The organism is Methylobrevis pamukkalensis, assembly GCF_001720135.1.
GTDB lineage: Bacteria > Pseudomonadota > Alphaproteobacteria > Rhizobiales > Pleomorphomonadaceae > Methylobrevis > Methylobrevis pamukkalensis.
Genome location: NZ_MCRJ01000088.1, coordinates 1 through 19,069 on the forward strand (window position 1 = coordinate 1; position 19,069 = coordinate 19,069).

The 19,069-nt window shown below is 68.4% G+C and carries 15 protein-coding genes and 5 pseudogenes; 10 read left to right on the top strand and 10 right to left on the bottom strand.

The window, feature by feature from the left end:
* Positions 1-216: pseudogene (locus A6302_RS24615) on the top strand (SEL1-like repeat protein); the annotation flags it as partial.
* Positions 217-364: 148 nt separating this feature from the next.
* Here the strand turns inward: A6302_RS24615 and A6302_RS14305 are convergent.
* The 4 genes and pseudogenes from A6302_RS14305 to A6302_RS25840 all read right to left on the bottom strand — a co-directional run bounded on the left by A6302_RS14305 (position 365) and on the right by A6302_RS25840 (position 3,728).
* Positions 365-610, bottom strand: a complete 246-nt coding sequence (locus tag A6302_RS14305) for a hypothetical protein (RefSeq protein ID WP_069307610.1) — start codon at positions 608-610, stop codon at positions 365-367.
* A 330-nt stretch (positions 611-940) separates the two neighbouring features.
* A pseudogene (locus A6302_RS14310) lies at positions 941-3,006 on the bottom strand (NAD(+) synthase).
* Between the two features lie 75 nt (positions 3,007-3,081).
* Positions 3,082-3,366 (bottom strand): universal stress protein, encoded by a 285-nt coding sequence (locus tag A6302_RS25395; RefSeq protein WP_280939238.1) that lies wholly within the window; start codon positions 3,364-3,366, stop codon positions 3,082-3,084.
* On the bottom strand, positions 3,270-3,728 hold the full coding sequence (locus A6302_RS25840; protein ID WP_342586282.1) for a universal stress protein: 459 nt from the start codon (positions 3,726-3,728) through the stop codon (positions 3,270-3,272). The genes A6302_RS25395 and A6302_RS25840 overlap by 97 nt, the downstream gene beginning before the upstream one ends.
* 109 nt (positions 3,729-3,837) lie before the next feature.
* Here A6302_RS25840 and A6302_RS22275 point away from each other — a divergent pair, with 109 nt between their 5' ends.
* Genes A6302_RS22275 through A6302_RS14330 form a run of 4 tightly spaced genes read left to right on the top strand, consistent with a single transcriptional unit; the run spans position 3,838 to position 5,859 of the window.
* A complete protein-coding gene (locus tag A6302_RS22275; RefSeq protein ID WP_169833592.1) occupies positions 3,838-4,311 on the top strand; it encodes an FAD-dependent oxidoreductase in 474 nt (157 codons plus the stop codon).
* Positions 4,308-4,670, top strand: a complete 363-nt coding sequence (locus A6302_RS14320) for a hypothetical protein (protein ID WP_169833593.1) — start codon at positions 4,308-4,310, stop codon at positions 4,668-4,670. The genes A6302_RS22275 and A6302_RS14320 overlap by 4 nt, the downstream gene beginning before the upstream one ends.
* Positions 4,670-5,329: a hypothetical protein gene (locus A6302_RS14325; RefSeq protein WP_069307612.1), complete on the top strand. Its 660-nt coding sequence runs from the start codon at positions 4,670-4,672 to the stop codon at positions 5,327-5,329. Before A6302_RS14320 ends, A6302_RS14325 begins: the two co-directional genes overlap by 1 nt.
* Positions 5,326-5,859, top strand: coding sequence for an ureidoglycolate lyase (locus A6302_RS14330; protein ID WP_069307613.1), 534 nt, complete (start codon positions 5,326-5,328; stop codon positions 5,857-5,859). The genes A6302_RS14325 and A6302_RS14330 overlap by 4 nt, the downstream gene beginning before the upstream one ends.
* Before the next feature lie 41 nt (positions 5,860-5,900).
* Here A6302_RS14330 and A6302_RS14335 read toward each other — a convergent pair whose 3' ends face one another.
* On the bottom strand, positions 5,901-7,052 hold the full coding sequence (locus tag A6302_RS14335; protein ID WP_069307614.1) for a 2OG-Fe(II) oxygenase: 1,152 nt from the start codon (positions 7,050-7,052) through the stop codon (positions 5,901-5,903).
* A gap of 225 nt (positions 7,053-7,277) precedes the next feature.
* Positions 7,278-8,072: a response regulator gene (locus A6302_RS14340; protein WP_069307615.1), complete on the bottom strand. Its 795-nt coding sequence runs from the start codon at positions 8,070-8,072 to the stop codon at positions 7,278-7,280.
* Here A6302_RS14340 and A6302_RS21425 point away from each other — a divergent pair.
* The 5 genes and pseudogenes from A6302_RS21425 (at position 8,059) to A6302_RS14365 (ending at position 14,003) form a co-directional block, all read left to right on the top strand.
* Positions 8,059-9,171, top strand: coding sequence for a tetratricopeptide repeat protein (locus A6302_RS21425; RefSeq protein ID WP_141703793.1), 1,113 nt, complete (start codon positions 8,059-8,061; stop codon positions 9,169-9,171). The genes A6302_RS14340 and A6302_RS21425 overlap by 14 nt on opposite strands.
* Positions 9,168-10,538, top strand: a complete 1,371-nt coding sequence (locus tag A6302_RS14350; RefSeq protein ID WP_069307617.1) for a PQQ-like beta-propeller repeat protein — start codon at positions 9,168-9,170, stop codon at positions 10,536-10,538. Before A6302_RS21425 ends, A6302_RS14350 begins: the two co-directional genes overlap by 4 nt.
* A 136-nt stretch (positions 10,539-10,674) precedes the next feature.
* Positions 10,675-12,084 carry a ribosome biogenesis GTPase Der gene (der, locus tag A6302_RS14355; RefSeq protein WP_069307618.1) on the top strand — a complete coding sequence of 470 codons (1,410 nt, stop codon included), beginning with the start codon at positions 10,675-10,677 and terminating at the stop codon, positions 12,082-12,084.
* A 144-nt stretch (positions 12,085-12,228) separates the two neighbouring features.
* Positions 12,229-13,245 carry an LLM class flavin-dependent oxidoreductase gene (locus A6302_RS14360; RefSeq protein ID WP_069307619.1) on the top strand — a complete coding sequence of 339 codons (1,017 nt, stop codon included), beginning with the start codon at positions 12,229-12,231 and terminating at the stop codon, positions 13,243-13,245.
* A 79-nt stretch (positions 13,246-13,324) separates the two neighbouring features.
* Positions 13,325-14,003 (top strand): annotated as a pseudogene (locus tag A6302_RS14365) (sulfite oxidase-like oxidoreductase).
* Positions 14,004-14,030: 27 nt separating this feature from the next.
* On the opposite strand, the pseudogene A6302_RS14370 reads toward A6302_RS14365, so the two are convergent.
* The 4 genes and pseudogenes from A6302_RS14370 to A6302_RS23605 form a co-directional block, all read right to left on the bottom strand.
* A pseudogene (locus tag A6302_RS14370) lies at positions 14,031-15,919 on the bottom strand (ABC-F family ATP-binding cassette domain-containing protein).
* A 100-nt stretch (positions 15,920-16,019) separates the two neighbouring features.
* A pseudogene (locus A6302_RS14375) lies at positions 16,020-17,965 on the bottom strand (potassium transporter Kup).
* A 219-nt stretch (positions 17,966-18,184) separates the two neighbouring features.
* Positions 18,185-18,586 (bottom strand): hypothetical protein, encoded by a 402-nt coding sequence (locus A6302_RS14380; RefSeq protein WP_141703795.1) that lies wholly within the window; start codon positions 18,584-18,586, stop codon positions 18,185-18,187.
* 251 nt (positions 18,587-18,837) lie between these two features.
* On the bottom strand, positions 18,838-19,069 hold a 232-nt coding region (locus A6302_RS23605; protein WP_245294074.1), incomplete at its 5' end, for a hypothetical protein.

Genomic DNA, 19,069 nt, shown 5'->3' on the forward strand with positions numbered 1-19,069 from the left:
CGCCTCCGCCGACATCTTCTTCCAGATGGGCGTGATGTACGCGATCGGCCGGAATGTCGAGGCTGATCTCGTCGAGGCGCACAAGTGTTCAACCTTGCGGCCTTCCGCGGCAACCGCGAAGCGGCAACCTACCGTCGCGAGATTTCCGCCGAGATGAGCGCCGATCAGATTGCCGACGCTCAGCGCGCAGCGCGCGAGTGGCTCTCGGTCCACTGACATCCCGAATTCAGGATGGTCCGGGCCGAAGGGTGGATTGCATCCTGACCGGATGGGGGTGCCGGATTTGCCGGCTCTCTGCCGGGCAAATGGCAGATGCGGTAACCAAAGCGGATCCGACGTGTGTCGGACGACAGGATCGTCCGACTCAAGCGTCCTCGCCGATCTTGCCGATCAGCAGGATGGCGGCACCGGCGCCGCCGATCATCGTGGCGATCATGTCGGCCTTCCGATGCATCTCGATGAAGACCTCGTTTCCGGACACGGCATAGAGCCCGAGGGCCGCGAGCGACAGGGCGAGCACGAGTGCTGCCCAGACCGCAACCATTGCGGCCCCGGCGATGGCCCAGCTGAAGCTTGCTGGTAACACGCGTTGTTTGATGTATTCGACCATGTGGCGTTCTCCTGGTGACGTGGGTTCGTGGAGAGGGCCTTGATCGGAAGGTATGATCGACACGCATGAACTCCGCACAAAAGCGATACGCGACGCAGGTCTACCTCAAGATCGTTCATCTTTTACGACGGGCCCCCGTCTCCGGAGATAATTCCGTGACGGGCGAGAGGTTCCGGTTTCGGGAATAAGAATCGCAACCGGTGAGCGTGGAGAAAGACGACCGGCGACGATGCCCTTTCCCCGACGAATGCAAGCAATCGCAATGCCAGCCGCTGCGGCGGCCCGGGACCATTGCGCAACATGGTTTTCATCCTGGGCGCGATCGGGGAGTCATGCGTCCGGCACGTTGGCGCGCAATTCCTCGAGCCAGATGTCCGGGCGGCTGTCGGACGGCGCGCGCCAGTCGCCGCGCGGCGAGAGCGAACCGCCGGAGGTGATCTTCGGTCCGTTCGGCAGGGTCGACCGCTTGAACTGGCTGGTGAAGAAGCGCCGCAGGAACACCCCGAGCCAGGCCTTGATCTCCTTCAGATCGTAGGCCCGCCGATCGCCTGCCGGCAGGTCCGCCGGCCACGAGCCCGCGGCGGCATCTCCCCAGGCGTGATGCGCGAGGAAGGCGATCTTCGAAGGCAGGAAGCCGTAGCGGGTGAGGTAGTAGAGGTTGAAGTCCTGCAACGCATAGGGGCCGACGATCTGCTGGGTCGACTGGATCGGCTTGTCGTCGGTGGCGGGCACCAGTTCGGGAGAGATCTCGGTCGCGAGAATCGCCGCGAGGATGTCCGCCGTGGTCGCGTCCACGTCGCCCGAGGCCGCCACGAAGCGGATCAGATGCTGGATCAGCGTCTTCGGCACCGAGGCGTTGACGTTGTAGTGGGACATGTGGTCGCCGACGCCATAGGTGCACCAGCCGAGCCCGAGCTCGGACAGGTCGCCGGTGCCGACCACGAGGCCGCCGTGATGGTTGGCGAGGCGGAACAGGTAGTCGGTGCGCAGCCCCGCCTGAACATTCTCGAAGGTCACGTCATAGGCCGGCATGCCCTCCGCGAAGGGGTGGCCGAGGTCGGCCAGCATCTGCCGGGCCGCCGGCCGGATGTCGATCTCGGCGGCGGTCACGCCGAGACCGCGCATCAGCGCCCAGGCATTGCTCCTGGTCGTGTCCGAGGTCGCAAAGCCGGGCAGGGTGTAGGCGAGCACCTTCGAGCGCGGCCGGCCGAGATGGTCCATCGCCCGCGCGGCGACGATCAGCGCCTGGGTGGAATCGAGGCCGCCGGACACGCCGATCACCGCATGTTCCAGCCCGGTCGCCGCGATCCGCTTGGCAAGGCCCTGGACCTGGATGTTGTAGGCCTCGTAGCAGTCCTCCCGCAGCCGGGCGGGATCCGACGGCACGAAGGGGAAGCGCTCGACCTTGCGCGCCAGCGGGATCGTTCGCGCCGGTGCGTCGAGGCGGAAGCCCGCGACCCGGAACGGCGGACGGCCCTGCAGTTCGGCGCGCTGGCAGTCGCCGAAGGTGCCGACCCGCATGCGCTCCTGCCGCAGCCGGCCGAGGTCGATGTCCGCGGTCGCGAGCATGCCGTCGGCCGGGAATCGCTCCGTCTCCGCCAGCGTCTCGCCGTGTTCGAACACGGCGGCATGGCCGTCCCAGGCGAGATCCGTGGTCGATTCGCCCGGCCCGGCCGCCGAATAGGCGTAGGCCGCGATCGTGCGGGCCGCGTGGCTGGCGCACAGCAGCCGGCGCGTGTCGGCCTTGCCGATCGTGATGTTGCTGGCCGAAAGGTTGAGCAGCACCTCGGCGCCGGCGAGCGCGGCCCGCGTCGACGGCGGCAGCGCCACCCAGACATCCTCGCAGATCTCGATATGGAAGGTGAAGGGCACCGTCCCTGTCGAGCGGAACAGGAGGTCGGTGCCGAATGGAACATCCTGGCCGGCCACCGCGATGCGGCCGGTGGTGCCTTCGCCGGAGGTGAAATGCCGGCGCTCGTAGAATTCGCGGTAGTTCGGCAGATAGGTCTTCGGCACGACGCCGAGGATCTGGCCACCATGAATGGCGATGCCGCAGTTGTAGAGCCGGCCCTCGCGGCGCAACGGCGCGCCGACCACGATCACCGGGAAGAGGTCGCGCGTCGCCTCGGCGAGCGGGCAAGAGCGTCCTCCACCGCGCCCTGCAGCGCGTCCTGCAGGAGCAGGTCGTCGATCGCGTAGGACGACAGGCCAAGCTCGGGAAAGACCATCAGGGCGGTGCCGTCCGCATGGCCGACCGAGGCAAGGCGCAACGTCTCGGCGACGGCAAAGGAAGGATCCGCAACGGCCGCACGCGGCACGCAGGCGGCAATGCGCAGGAAGTCGTGGCTGTAGAGGGAATGGAAATCCGTCCTGGCCGTCACGTCTCGCTCCGCCATCTGTTTGCTGCTGTCTATCCCTACCGTCTTGACCGCGAATGAGAAAGCAGCGGCTTTGGCGAAAGCGGGGCGCCGTCACGCGAAGGCCCCGCCGCACGGGGTGCAGCGGGGCCATGAATTGACGTCGGTGGCAGGCGAGCCCCGCCGAGGAAGAGCCTCAGCGGTAGACCAGCACCGGGAGCCGCGAGTTGGCGAGCACCTTGCGGTCTCGCTGCCGATCACCAGCGACGCGACGCCGCCGCGGCCATGGGACGTCATCGCGATCAGGTCGCAGCCGCGTTCGGTGGCCGCCTCGATGATCGCAAGGTAGGGCCGGTCATGCTCGACCTCGACCTTGTCGCAGGGGACGCCCTGCGCCACGGCCTTCGTCTCGGCCTCCCTGAGATAGCGCCCGCCTTGTCCCAGATCTGCTTGGTATATTCCTCGCGCAGATTGGAAATCCGGTTGATCTCGCTGGCGAACACATGAAACGGCTCGACGGCGAGAAGGAAGGTGATCCTGGCCCCCACGCTTCTCGCAAGGCCGAGCGTCATGTCGACGGCGGTCATCGAAAGCGGTGAACCATCGATCGGAACAAGTATGTGCTTGTACATTCTGCGTCTCCATCCCAACGAGCTTGTTATAGCCAAGGTCGATCTTGCGCCGCCTTGATCAGGATCAACCTCCGGTTCGGTCGATGGTTCCGGCGCCTTCGACCCCTCGGTCCCGGCAACCGGTGGCATGGTCCGTGCTTTTGGGTGGACGCCGCCTGGCGGCCTGTTCCTGTGCCGCGGGTCCCCGCACACGCGCCGGCGGGAGGACGATCGAGGCACGCGGCGCGGGAGGCGGGCGATGAGGGGACGACCGACAGCGGCACATGATCCCTTCGAGGCACTCGCCCGTGCCGCCCGGGCGGATCTCGACGCCCTGCGCTATCCCGACCGGCCGTGGCTGAAGCCGATGACGCTTGCCGATGGAAGCCCTGTCGAGGATGTGATCGTCGTCGGCGGCGGCCAGTCGGGCCTGTTTGCGGCGGCAAGCCTGCGTCGCGAAGGGCTGGCGCGCGTGGTCGTGCTCGACCGTGCGCCGCCCGGCGGGGAAGGGCCGTGGACCACCTACGCCCGGATGCCGACCCTGCGCACGCCGAAGATCCTCGTCGGCAACGAGTTCGGCATTCCCAATCTCTCCCTGAAGGTCTGGTACGAGACCTGCCACGCGCCGGCGCCTGGGACACCCTCGACAAGGTGCCGCGCACCGACTGGCGCGCCTATCTCGACTGGTATGCCGACACCCTCGGCATCGCCACGGAGAATGCGGTTGCCGTGACCGACATCCGCGAGGGCGAGGGCGGCACCATCCGGGTGGCGACCGAGGTCGAAGGGCGCGCCGCCGTCCGTCATGCCCGCGCCGTCGTTCTCGCCACCGGGTTCGAGGGCGTCGGCGGCTGGCGGGTGCCGGACTTCGTGTCGGACGTGCTGCCGCCGGAGCGCTACGATCATTCCAACGGGCCCATCGACTTTCCCGCCCTCGCGGGTCGCGGGTCGGCGTGCTGGGTCACGGGGCCTCCGCCTTCGACAATGCGGTCGCAGCCGCCGATGCCGGCGCCGCGGCGGTCGATGTCTGCTTCCGCCGCGCCCGGCTGCCGCGCGTCAACCCGCACCGTTTCCTGGAGACGGCCGGGCTGATGACGCATTTTCCGGCGCTGGCCGACGCGACGCGCTGGCAGGTCGCCCGCTTTTTCCGCAGCAACGACCAGCCGCCGCCAATGCCGACCCTGCGTGCCGCGCTCGACCGGCCGTCGATCCGCATCCGGCCGGCAACCCCGTGGCAGTCGGTGCGGCTGGAGGGCAGGGCGATCGTCGTCGCGACACCGTCCGGCGACCTCGTGTTCGATCATCTGATCCTGGCGACGGGCTCGGTCACGGATCTCGCTGCCCGGCCGGAACTGTCGAGCCTTGCCAACCGGGTCCTCTTGTGGCGGGATCGCTTCGTGCCGTCGCCGGGGGAGGAGGACGAGCGCCTGTCCGCCCAGCCCTATCTCGACGAGGGGTTCGGCTTTCAGCCCCGCAGCGCCGCCGACGCCTGGGTCGGGCGCGTCTTTGCGTTCAATGGCGCCAGCGCGGTCAGCCAGGGGCCGCATTCGACCTCGATCAGCGGCCACCGCCACGCCCTGCCGCGTCTGGTGCGCGGCGTCACGCGGCGCCTGCTGCTCGATGCCGAGGGCGATCTGCTGCCGGACCTCAATGCCTACCGCTCCGACGATCTGCCCGTAGGCGACGATTTCGAGGACCGCCTCGTGGCCCTCGGCACCCAGACCTTCGACACCGAAAGGACCACCGCATGAGCGCCGCCACGCCCGAAAACGCCCCCGCAACCGCCCCGATCGTGCGGCCACTGGCCATCGAGGATCTGACCCCGGAAGCCTTCGAGGCCTTCGGCACGGTGATTCCGCCGATGGAGGACGGGGTCGAATTCGGCGCGCAGGATGCGGCCCTCGACCTGACCCAGGGAACCCCGCGCTTCTACACCATGCGCATTCCCGGCCGCGGCCTCGTCTGCAAGCAGATCACCCGCCACCGGCACGTCACGCAGACGCTGGCTTCGGCCGGTGGTCATGACTGGGTGATGGCCGTCGCCCCGCCGCGCGATCTCGATGATCCCGACGCGGCGCCGGTGCTGGAGGAGATCCGCGCCTTCCGCATTCCCGGCGACACCGCCGTGATGCTGCTGGCCGGCGCCTGGCATGCCGGTCCGCTGTTCGAGGCCGGGGCCGAGCGCAGCTTCTTCAACCTCGAACTGGCGGACACCAACATCGTCGACCATCACACCGTCAAGCTGACCGAGCGTTACGGCGTGATGCTCGAACTCGTGTGACGGTTCGCCCCGGGCGCGGAGGCCAGTTCTCAAACGGACTTTCAGGCCTCCGCGGTGCGATAGGCCTCCACGCCCTCGGCGAGGAAGGCGTTGTTCTGCTCGCGGATCTTCGCCGCCTCGTCGTCGTAGAGGAAGGGCAGGAAGGCGTAGCGCCGGCCGCGGGTGACGGGCGAGACGGCGTGCAGCAGCGAGCAGGAGAACACCACGGCCCCGCCGGGGGGCGCCTTGAAGCTGCGCGGCCCGTATTCGGGAAAGCTCACCTCGCCGCCGCCGAAGTCGTCGTTGAGATTGATCGATACGGCGAAACGGCGGTGGGCGGTGCCCTTGGTGGTGTTGTCGCGATGGGCGCGGAAATGCGCGCCGTCCTCGGCCGCGTAGCAGGAGACGATGTAGCGCTCCATGCGGGTGATCCTGAACTGGTGGACCTTCAGGATCTCCGGCACGACGCGTCGCAGGATGCGCGCCTGGGTCTGGCGGATCAGGTCCTGGTCCTCGATCGTGTAGTCCCTGCGCCGCTTGTGGCCATGGTCGTGGACGGCGACGGTCTTGCCGTCGATCTCGCGCATGAAGCCGGATTCCTCGCCGCCGTGCGCCTCGTAGAGGCCGATCAGGCGCTGGCAGAACTCCGGCTCGAACACGTTCGGCAGGTAGATCACCGGCGCCTGCAGCACCATGCCGGCAAAGCTTGCCGGCGGCGGCAGTCTGGCGACCATGTCCATGACGGCCTTGCGGTCGCTGCCGTCGGGGGCGAAGGGGATCGTCGCCAGGATGCGCAGGGTCGGGTCGATCACTACCCAGAAGCGGCGGATCGGGATCCGCGTGTCGCCGGGCGCGGCATCCTGCGGCACCGCGCCGTAGAGCCGGCCGACGCTGCCGTCGAAGTCCCAGAAATGGCGGATGCCGGGATTGCTCGGCTGGACGCGGCCGCTCGCCTCGTCGGTGGGGTCGTTGCTGACGCCGAAGAAGGAGGCACGGACGTCGTCGAACAGGTGGCGGTTGGCATGAGCCTCCTCGATGGCGGCCTTGCCGGCTGCGTCACCGGCCGACCCGAAGAAGCAGAGCACGATGTAGCGGCCGGCCACGGTGTCGAACACGAAGTTCGGGTTGGCCGCGGTGCGCTGGCGGAACCATGGCGCGGGATCGCCGCGGCCAAGCGCGTTGTAGGTCGGGGCTTTCCTGGCGGCTTGAACCATCGCGGCAATCCTTGAACACAATCCCGTGCCGCGCGAGGCGGCCAGAGCCCGGTCAGGCGACCGGTGGTGACAGATGAAGCTCTCCGAAGGTGCAACCGCAATTCGGCCTGCCTTCTCCGGGAAGTGGAATCCATCTGCCAACTATGCAGGAAAGGACCGCGACATTTCAACGTACCCGGCGCACGGACCCCGCAGGACCGACGCGCGAACCGGTTCGGGCAGCCGCTAAGGCCGGGTCTCCGCGAAGAGGGCAGTTTCCTTGACGAGAGTCGGATGCTTCAGCCCCAGAAGGCTGTGGAGAATGGAATCGACATCGCGCCCGTAGAACGGCTTCTTCAGGAAGGCGCCGACCCCGGTCTCCCGCACCCGTGCAACCAGGTCGGCATCGGCGCTGCGCGACATCATCACGATCACGGTGTTCCAGGTGCGCCCGAGCAGGGTGCGCGCAGTCTCCAGCCCGCCGATGCCGGGCATGTTCACGTCAAGGAAGATGATGTCGTAGCGGCTTGCCAGCGCAAGTTCGATGGCAGAAGCGCCGTCGGCAGCCTCGTCGATGTCGAACTCGAAGAGGCTGTGGCCAAGCACACGACGCACCACGCTCCGCACTGTCGCGGAATCGTCGACCACCAGCGCCCGGCGACGGCGCTTGATCACGTCGAAGAAGCCGAGAATGCCGACAAGCTTTTCGGGTTCGACGGGCTTGGGCAGGAACTCGTAGGCGCCGAAGGCCGAGAGGGTCTCGCGCGTCTCGTTGGTGATGGCGGACGAGGTGGCGACCAGGAACTGGCGGCGGCCGGTCTTGTGCAGGCGGGCGAGGGTCTCCTCCCCGGAGAGCTCCGGCATCATCAGGTCCAGAACCACGATGTCCACCGGCCGGCTACCGAGCACGTCCAGGGCCTCAAGGCCGTTGCAGGCGTCGAGACACTCGACCCGGTGCTGGGACGCCTGGAGAACGTCGCGCACATAGCTGCGGAAGGTCGCGGAATCGTCTGCGATCAGGATCGTCTTGCTGCTCGCCATGGAATGGGCATCCGACGTTCACAAGCCGCTCTGGCGGGATGAGCCGGGATACGACCGCCGCAAATCGACATCCCGATCGAAACTATATCGCGGTGCAATATTTTCAAGGCGGCATGCACGGCAATTGCAGCATCGTCCGGTCTGGAGCCAGTGCATCAGAACCGGGTGCAAAGCTGCAAAAGGCCGCAATTTTGGTCGAAAGCCGCACGGCATGTTGGCGAGGCATCACAAAAGCTGTAAACGCCTGACGTGGAGCCTGCATGGTGACCGGTATTGTGGTCGCCGTCGGCTCGGGCAGGACGCGTCCGCGTGCGGTGACCGATCGGGTCGGCGCCCCTTTGCGGACGTTGCAAATCCTCCGAACCGCGCCGTGTCGCGGGATCGGGGAAGGGGACGCATGGTCGATCTTTTCAACGAAGTGTCCGAGGAACTCCGCCGCGATCGGATGACGCGGTTCTGGCGTTCCTACGGCGTCTATGTGATTGCGCTGGCCGTGCTGATCGTGGTGGCCACGGCGGCCTGGGCCGGCTGGGACTACTGGCGCATCCAGCGCTCGGAAGCCGCCGGCGCCCGCTATCTCGACGCGATGGCGCCGGCCAAGGCCGGTGATCACGTCGAAGCCACCAAGGCGCTCGAGGCTTTCGCGCTCGAAGCACCGGATGGATACGCCGTGCTCGCCCGCTTCCGGGCCGCCTCCGAAAAGGCGTCTGCCGGCGAGATGGACAATGCCGTCGGCGCCTTCCAGATCCTCGCCGAGGACGGCGCGCTGTCGCCGGAGCTGCGCGACCTTGCCCGCTACCGGGCGGCGCTGCTGGCGGTCGACACGGAGGATTTCGCTGCCGTGAAGGCGCGCCTCGATCCGCTGATGGCTGAGGGCAACCCGTTCGCTGCCTCCGCGCGCGAGCTTCTGGGCCTCGCCGCGGTGAAGGCGGAACTCTGGGAAGATGCCCGCACGGCGCTCGCTCCGGTGATCTCCGACACGACCGTCCCGTCGGACGTTCAGGCGCGTGCCCAGATCCTGATGGATATCGTGATCGGCAAGGTCGGACCGGGCGCCGAAAGCGCTCCGGCTGCAGTGAAGGAAGGATCCGGTTCATGAGGCTGTCGCTCGCAAGCCGCCGTCGCGGCGCTGCCGGACCCCTGCTGCTGATTCTGGCCGGCCTCGGCCTGTCCGCCTGCGGCGGCGTCGACAGCATCTCGTCGATGAACCCGTTCAAGGAAGAAGAGCGGCTGCTGCCCGGCGAGCGTCGCTCGCTGCTGGCGGACGGCGGCGCGCCGGCCGCCACGGGCCGCACGGCCTCGATCGGCGGTGTGACCGGCGGGGCCGACTGGACGCAGGCCGGCGGCAACGCGGCCAACGATTCCGGCAACGTCGCCTATTCGGGCTCGGCCACGCGCGTCTGGAGCGTGAAGGCCGGCGTGATGGGCTCGGGCGGCGGCGGCTACGGCTTCGGCGGGCCCGGCCAGCGCGTCTCGGCGCGCCCGGTGGTCGCCGGCGGCGTGGTCTACGTCTACGATCCGGTCGGCAATCTCTCGGCCCATGCCCTCGACAGCGGCGCGCGGCGCTGGCGCGTCTCGCTCCAGCCGGAAGGCGAAGACAAGACGGTCGGCGGCGGCGGCGTCGCCGTCTCCGGCGGCCGGGTGTTCGCCTCCACCGGCTTCGGCACGGTCGTCTCGGTCGATGCCGCCTCGGGTGGCACCCAGTGGACCGCCAAGCTCGATGCCCCGGCGCGCACCGCGCCGGCCGTCGGCGCGGGCAAGGTCTTCGTCGTGACGCGCACCAATTCGGTCGTCGCCGTCGACATCGCCACCGGCACGGTCGCCTGGTCGGTCGAGACCAACTCCTCGCCCGCCGGCCTCGTCGCCTCGGCCAGCCCGGCCGTCGTCGGCGACACGGTCTATGTCCCGACCTCCACCGGCGACATCGTGGCCCTCGCCGCGTCGGACGGCACTCAGAAATGGGCCGTTTCCGTTGCCGGCGGAAGCCGCTCGCTCGCGGTGGCGGGCCTTGGCGATGCCTCGGCCAGTCCGGTGATCGACGGCGGCGTGCTCTATGCCACCGGCGTCGGTGGCCGGATCCTTGCCGCGACGACCGCCACCGGCGAGCGCGTCTGGGATCAGGGCACCGGCAGCGCGCACACGCCCGTCGTCTCCGGATCGTCCCTGTTCATCGTCGATCTCGACGGCCGCGCCGTCGCCTTCGAGAAGTCGAGCGGCAGCATCCTCTGGTCGACCCCGCTGCCGGCGAATGCCGAGGGCAAGCGCACCACCTGGGCCGGCCCGCTGCTCGCCGGCGGCCGCCTGTGGTATGTGTCGGCGGACGGTCGCATGGCGATCGTCGACGCCGCCACGGGCTCGTTGCAGCAGACCGTCCCGCTCGGCATCGAGGGTGGCATCGCGCCGGTCGCGGCCGGCGGCGTGCTCGTCGTGCTCGGCGGCGACGGCACCCTCCAGGCGTTCCGCTGACGCGACGCCCCGGACGGCAGGATCAGCGGCCGGGACGAGGTCCCGGTCCTTCGACGGCCTTCGGCGCCCCGCGCCGGAGGCTCTCTTCGTAATGGGGTTCCGCCAATCGTCGGCGGGGCCGATGGATACTGAACAGATGACGCCTCTCGTCGCCATCGTCGGACGGCCGAATGTCGGCAAGTCGACGCTCTTCAACCGCCTCGTCGGCAAGAAGCTCGCCCTCGTGGACGACACGCCCGGCGTGACCCGTGACCGGCGCATGGGCGAGGCCCGCCTCGGCGACCTGCGCTTCCGCGCCATGGACACCGCCGGTCTCGAGGATGCCGATCCCGCCAGCCTTGCGGGCCGCATGCGCGCCCAGACCGAGGCCGCGCTCGCCGATGCCGACGTGATCCTGTTCGTGATCGACGCCCGCGCCGGCGTGGTGCAGCAGGACGAGCATTTCGCCGATGTGGCGCGCCGCTCGCAGCGGCCGGTGATTCTCGTCACCAACAAGGCCGAGGGCCGGGCCGGCGAGGGCGGCATCTACGAATCCTTCTCGCTCGGTCTCGGCGATCCGGTGCCGATCTCGGCGGAACACGGCGAAGGCATGGCCGATCTCTACGAGGCCCTGCGCCAGGCCTTCGAGAAGCTCGGCCGCGACAATCCCGAAGAGGACGATCTGATCGACGAAGCCATCACCGGCGTCGAGATCGACGAGGACGGCAACACCATCGGCGACGATCCGCTGCGCCCGCTGCGCATCGCCGTCGCCGGACGTCCGAACGCCGGCAAGTCGACCCTGATCAACGCGCTGATCGGCGAGGAGCGCCTTCTGACCGGCCCCGAGGCCGGCATCACCCGCGATGCCATCACGGTGGACTGGGTGTGGGGCGGCCGCGAGGTGAAGCTGTTCGACACCGCCGGCATGCGTCGCAAGGCGCGCGTCCAGGAAAAGCTGGAAAAGCTGTCCGTCGCCGACGGCTTGCGGGCCGTCAAGTTCGCCGAGATCGTGGTCGTGCTGCTGGATGCGACGATCCCCTTCGAGAAGCAGGACCTGCACATCGCCGATCTGGTGATCCGCGAGGGCCGCGGGCTGGTGATCGGTCTCAACAAGTGGGACCTGATCGAGGACCGCAGCGCCAAGCTGCGCGAATTGCGCGAGGAGGCCGACCGGCTGCTGCCGCAGGCGCGCGGCATGCCGCTCGTCACGCTTTCGGGCCTGACCGGGCAGGGCCTCGACCGGCTGATGGACGCCTGCGTCAAGGCCTACGACCTCTGGAACACCCGCATCTCCACCGGCCGGCTCAATCGCTGGATGTCGGCGCTGATCGAGCATCACCCGCCGCCTGCCGTCTCGGGCCGCCGCCTGAAGCTGCGCTACATGACCCAGGCCAAGACCCGCCCGCCGCATTTCGTCGTGTTCTGCACGCGGCCGGACGCGGTGCCGGAATCCTACCAGCGCTACATGGTCAACGGCCTGCGCGAGACCTTCGAGATGCCGGGCGTGCCGATCCGCCTGCATGTGAAGTCGAGCGGCGACAATCCCTTCGACAAGAAGGACTGACGCGCGCTTTGTCGGGCGCGCGGGCGCTCGCGGGCTGTCCATCCGGGTTGCCGGGCGAGGGCGATCTCGGCCGGCGCCCTTGAATGTCGGGCCGATGATGACGATGTCCGGGATCACCTTACCAAGCCGGATCCGGAGCCCGCGATGACCAGACTTTCCATTCTCGACCTCGCGCCGGTGGCCGAAGGCTCGACGCCGGGCGACGCGCTGCGCAATTCCCTCGATCTGGCGCGCCACGCCGAAGCCTGGGGCTACAACCGCTTCTGGCTTGCCGAGCATCACAACATGGTCGGCATCGCCAGCGCCGCGACGGCGGTGGCGATCGGCCATGTCGCGGCCGGCACCAAGACGATTCGCGTCGGCTCCGGCGGCATCATGCTGCCCAACCATTCGCCGCTGGTGATCGCCGAGCAGTTCGGCACGCTGGAATCGTTGTTCCCGGGCCGGATCGACCTCGGCCTCGGCCGCGCGCCCGGCACCGACCAGCGCACGCTGCGCGCCCTGCGCCGTTCGCCCGACACCGCCGACCAGTTCCCGCAGGACGTGATGGAACTCGTCGCGCTGTTCGCGCCGGCCGGTCCCGACCAGGCGATTCAGGCCGTGCCCGGCGCCGGCCTGAACGTGCCGATCTGGATCCTCGGCTCCAGCCTGTTCGGCGCGCAGCTCGCGGCCATGCTCGGCATGCCCTACGCCTTCGCCTCGCATTTCGCGCCCGATGCGCTGCTCGACGCCCTTGAGGTCTACCGCGAGCGGTTCGAGCCCTCGGAGCATGGCACCCGTCCCTATGCCATGGCCGGCATCAACGTCGTCGCCGCCGAGACCGACGCCGAGGCGCGGCGGCTGTTCACCAGCCAGCAGCAGGCCTTCACCAACATGATCCGCGGCACCCGCGGCCGGATGCAGCCGCCGATCGACGACATCGAGAGCTTCTGGACGCCGCGCGAGAAGGCGCATGTGGAATCGATGCTGCGCTTTGCGGTGGTCGGTTCGCCCGAAACGGTGAGGCGTGGCCTCGAACGCTTCGTGGAGACGACGGGCGTCGACGAGATCATGGTCGCCTCGGCGATCTTCGACCATGCGGCGCGGCTGCGCTCCTACGAGATCCTTGCCGACGTGGGCAAGGCGGCCTTCTGCCATCGCAGCGAGACGTCCGCGGCCTGAGCCCCGTGCAACGGGTCCGATTTTCGTGCAACATCCATCCTGAGGCCGCCGCCCGGCGGCGCCTGCCCGTGGAGGCCGGATGACCGGAGAGACCGACGACACCGGCGGCGCGCTGCCGCCCGACAGCAAGCTGACGCGCAGCAAGCTGCGCTGGGCCAGCGAGCAGAAGTTCCTGACCGGGCGCCACGCCCGCGCGAGAGCGAGCGCCTGCCGCCCGGCCAGCATCTGACGCGCGACTGGCCGGTGCTCGATCTCGGCATCCAGCCGGCGGTCCAGCCCGAGCGTTGGCAGCTGTCGGTGGAAGGCGCCGTGGAGGCGCCGTTCGAGGTGGACTGGACGGGCTTTGCCGACCTGCCGCAGAGCCGCTTCGTCTCGGACATCCACTGCGTGACGACCTGGTCGCGCTACGACAACGAATGGCTCGGCGTCTCCACCCGCGACATTCTCGAACGCGCGATGCCCCGTGACGACGCCCGCTTCGTCATCCTGCACAGCTACGACGCTACACGACCAATCTCACGCTGGAGGATTTCGCCGCCCCCGATGCGCTGGTCGCCCACACCTGGCAGGGCAAGCCGATCGCGCGCGAGCACGGCGGCCCGGCCCGGCTGGTGGTGCCGCATCTCTATTTCTGGAAGAGCGCCAAGTGGATCCGGACCATCGAACTTTCGACGGTCGACAAGCCCGGCTTCTGGGAGGTGCGCGGCTACCACAACCGCGGCGATCCGTGGACCGAGGAGCGCTATTCGGACGATTGAGCGGGATGGAATACGAGGCCTGGCGGATCAGGCCTCCGCCGCCTCGTATTCCTCCGAAAGCTCCAGCCATTCCTCCTCGGCCGCGGCGATCGCGCGCTCGGTGTCGGCGCGGTCCTTGGAATACTTCGCGCCCTTGGCCGGATCCTTCGTGAACAGCGCCGGGTCGGACAGGATCACATCGAGGCCGGACAAGGCCGAGCGCAAGGTCTCGATCTTCTTTTCCACCGCCTGGATGCGCTTGCGCAGCGGGGCGAGTTCGGCGCGCCGTTCGGCGGCCTGCTTGCGCTTGTCGGCGCCGAAGCTGCGCTGGTCGGCCGGCGCCTCGGTCTTCTCCGCTTCCTTCTTCGGCATCGAGCCGGAGAGGACGTAGCGCTTGTAGTCGTCCATGTCGCCGTCGAAGACCGAACACTTGCCGTCGGCCACCAGCCAGAGCCGGTCCATGGTCGCCTCGACGAGGTGACGGTCGTGGGCGATCAGGATCACGGCGCCGGAAAAGTCGTTGAGCGCCCGCATCAGGCTCTCGCGCGCCTCGATGTCGAGATGGTTGGTCGGCTCGTCGAGGATCAGCAGGTTCGGGCCGTGGAAGGTGGCAAGGCCGATCAGCAGGCGCGCGCGCTCGCCGCCCGAAAGCTCGGCGGCCGGCGTGTCCATCTTGTCGGCGTTGAGGCCCATCTGCGCGGTGCGCGCGCGCACCCGCGCCTCCGGCACGTCCGGCATCATCCGGCGCACATGCGCCACCGCGCTCTCGTCCGGCACCAGTTCGTCGAGCTGGTGCTGGGCGAAGAAGGCGATCTCCAGCTTTGAGGCGCGCGTCACGTCGCCGGACATCGGCGCCAGCCGCTCGGCGATCAGCTTGGCCAGCGTCGACTTGCCGTTGCCGTTCTTGCCGAGCAGGGCGATGCGGTCGTCGTCGTCGATGCGCAGGGTGAGGTTGGAGAGCACCGGCTTGCCCTCGCCGTAGCCGACGCTGACGCGGTCAAAGGCGAGGATCGGCGGGGCGAGCCGCGCCTCGGGTTCGGAATGTGGATCGGCGGCATCACCTCGTCGACGAGGCCCTCGATCGTCTCCATCTTCTCCAGCATCTTGATGCGTGACTGCGCCTGCCGCGCCTTCGACGCCTTGGCGCGGAAGCGGTCGACGAAGGACTGCAGGTGCTTGCGGTGGTGCTCCTGCTTTTCCTTGGCCTTCTCGAGAAGCACCATCTTCTCGCGGCGCTGGCGGGCAAACTGGGTGTAGCCGCCCTTCCAGAAGGTCAGCTTGCCGTGTTCGAGGTGGACGATGCCGGTCACCGCCTTGTCGAGCAGGTCGCGGTCGTGGCTGATCAGAAGCACGGTGTGCGGATAGCGCGCGATGTAGCTTTCCAGCCAGAGCGTGCCTTCCAGATCGAGGTAGTTGGTCGGCTCGTCGAGGAGCAGCAGGTCCGGCTCGGCGAACAGCACCGCGGCCAGCGCCACGCGCATCCGCCAGCCGCCCGAAAACGACTTGCACGGCCGCGCCTGCGCCTCGGCGTCGAAGCCGAGGCCGGCGAGGATCGTGCCGGCGCGGGCTTCCGCCGAATGGGCGCCGATGTCGGCGAGCCGCAGCTGGATCGCGGCGATGCGGTCCGGGTCGGTCGCGGTCTCGGCCTCGGCCAGCAGGTCGGCGCGCTCGATGTCCGCCTTCAGCACATGCGCCAGCAGCGTCTCGTCGGTGCCGGGCGCTTCCTGCGCCACCCGGCCGATCTTCGACCCGCGCGACAGCGAGATGTCACCCGACTCCGGCGAAAGCTCGCCGCAGATCAGGTTGAACAGCGTCGTCTTGCCGGTGCCGTTGCGGCCGACGAGGCCGAGCTTGGCGCCGTCGGGCACCACCGCGCTGGCCCCGTCGAGCAGCGTGCGTCCGGCGATGCGATAGGTGAGATCGTTGATCGTGAGCATGGCGACAGCTTTTGGCGCGAAGGCGGGGCCGGCGCAAGGGGCCAGCACGCCATTTGCCGTGCCGTCGACGAAACCGCGTGCGGGGGATGCGCCCGGCGTCTCAGATCGTCATCTGCTGGCCGAGTTCCAGCACCCGGCCGGTGGGGATGCGGTAGAAGTCGGTGGCGTTGGCGGCGCTGCGGGCCAGCGCGATGAACAGGTGGTCCTGCCAGGCCGGCATGCCGCTCTTCGACTGCGCCTTGAACGTGCGGCGGCCGAGGAAGAAGGACGTCTTCATGATGTCGAACTTCAGCCCGAGCCGGCGGCACTGGGCCAGCGCCAGCGGCACGTTGGGCGTTTCCATGTAGCCGAAGGTGAGCTGCAGCACCTTGAAGTCCGGACTGATCTCGGTGAGGGCGATCCGCTTGCCCGGCGCCACGCGCGGCTTCGTCGCGGTCAGCACCTGCAGGATCACGTTGGTCTCGTGCAGCACCTGGTTGTGCTTGAGATTGTGCATCAGCGCCGAGGGCGCGGTCTCCGGATCGCTGGTGAGGAACACGGCCGTGCCGGGCACCCGCGTCTTCGACGAGCGCTTCAGCATGGCGATGAGGTCGGTGAGCGGCACGCTCTCGCGGTGCGCCTTCTCGAACACGATCCGCGTGCCGCGCAGCCACGTCCACATGGCGGTCGCCACGCGCCGGCGATCAGCACCGGGACGAGGCCGCCGTCGAGGATCTTGAGCAGGTTGGCCGACAGGAAGATCGCCTCGATCGCGAGGAACGGCACGATCATCAGCGCGGCGAGCCAGACCGGCCATTTCCACGCCTTCCAGACCACGACGAAGGCGAGCAGGCTGGTCAGCACCATCGTGCCGGTGACCGCGATGCCGTAGGCCGAGGCGAGCGAGGTGGAGGATTCGAACAGCACCACCAGCACCAGCACGGCAAGGCAGAGCAGCCAGTTGACCCGCGGCATGTAGATCTGGCCGGCCTCGGTCTCGGAGGTGTGGCGGATCTCGAAGCGCGGCAGGATGCCGAGCTGCACGGCCTGCTGGGTCAGCGAATAGGTGCCGGTGATCACCGCCTGGCTGGCGATGATGGTGGCGAGGGTTGCCAGCAGCACCATCGGCAGCAGCGACCAGCCCGGCAGCATCAGGAAGAACGGATTGTCGGCCGCCTGCGGATTGGCGAGCACGAAGGCGCCCTGGCCCATGTAGTTGATCGCGAGCGCCGGGAAGACGAGGCCGAGCCAGGCAAGGCGGATCGGCCCGCGGCCGAAATGGCCCATGTCGGCATAGAGCGCCTCGGCGCCGGTGACGGCGAGGAACACCGAGCCGAGCACGGTGAGGCTCGACCAGCCGTTTTCCACCACGAAGGCGACGGCCGTCACCGGGCTGAGGGCCAGCAGGATCCCCGGATCGTCGGTGACGTGCAACGCGCCGACGGCAGCCAGCGACAGGAACCAGACCACGGTGATCGGTCCGAACCAGTTGGCGACGGCCGTTGTGCCCCGGCTCTGCACGAAGAACAGGCCGAGGATGATGCCGATGGTGATGACGACGACATAATCGTCGAACACCGGCGTCACCAGCTTCAGGCCCTCCACCGCCGACAGCACCGAAATCGCCGGGGTGATGGCTGCGTCGCCGTAGAACAGCGAGGCGCCGAGCACGGCGACCACGGTGACGAAGCCGGTGCGCCGGGACATCGCGCCCTGCGCGAGCGCCAGCAGCGAGAAGATGCCGCCTTCGCCGCGATTGTCGGCGCGCATGAGGAAGAAGACGTATTTGATGGTGACGATGAGGACCAGCGACCACAGCAGCAGCGACACGACGCCCTCGACGTCGGCGCGCGAGATCCCGTCGCCGGCGGTGTGGTGCAGGGCCTCGCGCAGCGCGTAGAGCGGGCTGGTGCCGATGTCGCCATAGACGACGCCGACCGAGCCGAGCGTCAGCCCCCAGAATTTCGAGCGGTCCGGTGTGCCGCGGGCGGAGGGGGGCGGGCTCTCATGTCCGGCAGGATTCGGTGGCAGGGGAGAGGCACCTTCGCCGACGTCGTGCTCGCTCATGATCCGGACATGTCCCTGGCCATCGCTCCCGCACGGTGATCGCGCGGACGCAATCCGGCAGCGGTTTCACGGGGCTGCCGGGGCGATGGCAATAGACAATGAGCAAGGGCCGCGCCAGTTCCGGCGCTCATGGCTGATCGGCGTTTGCGGAGGAGCATGCCATGAAAAACCGGCCGGCGAGACGCCGGCCGGGGAGGGTCGAGAGAGCGTTGCGCGCGATCAGATGGCGCCGGGCGCCAGCTGCGAGACCGACAGCGAGCCGACATCATCGGCGCAGGCAAAGGCCAGCGACGAGCCGTCGGCCGCCTTCACGGCCGCCTTTTCGCCGGCGGGCACGGCGAACTCGATCCGCGCGGAGTCGGCATGGACGGTGACGTCGCCATCCTGGGCCGGCGCCAGCAGGACGGTGAGGGCGCAGGCGTTGGCGGTGGGCGTGAAGTAGCCGATCGCCTGATGGGCGCCGACGCGGTGGTCGAAGCCGGTGGCCGCGTCATAGGTGCGAACGTTGGCGTCGGTGGGCGCAGCGCCGGTGCCGGCGATGGCAAGGCTGGTGGCGGTGATGACGGCGCCGGCCACGAGAAGGGCGGCAGTACGGGCCGCGAGGGTGAGTTTGAAGGTCATATTCTTCTTGGCTCCAGATCGATCGGCCGGCAGGGAGGTTGCGCCGGCGATCCGTTCCACGTCATTTCGGCACGTCACGGGGAGACGTGGAAGCGCCCCGTGAGGTGAGGGTCGGGATGCGGAAGGCGCACCCCTGCGATCGCGTCCGGCGGCCTCGATCGGGCCTGTTCCGAGCGCAAGCGATCTCGTCGAGGCAACTTGCCCCGGATGGGTTCATGTTGTGGCGCGGCCGCGTCAACGGCCGCCGTCCGTCAGATGGCGAACTTTCGCTTGGCGTCGCGCGGCGAACACTGCCAGCGCACGACCCGCCATTTCGGATGTGACTCGTTCCACTGCGCAATTGTCTGAGGCGCGCTCACCATGCATTGCATGGGAGCAATCGGCTCCATCGAAACGACAAGGCTTTCATCCCGACAATCGGAAGGCGACGTCAGCAAACAAATCGAAAGCAGCAACTCCATTGCTTTGATCTCCATCAAAGTC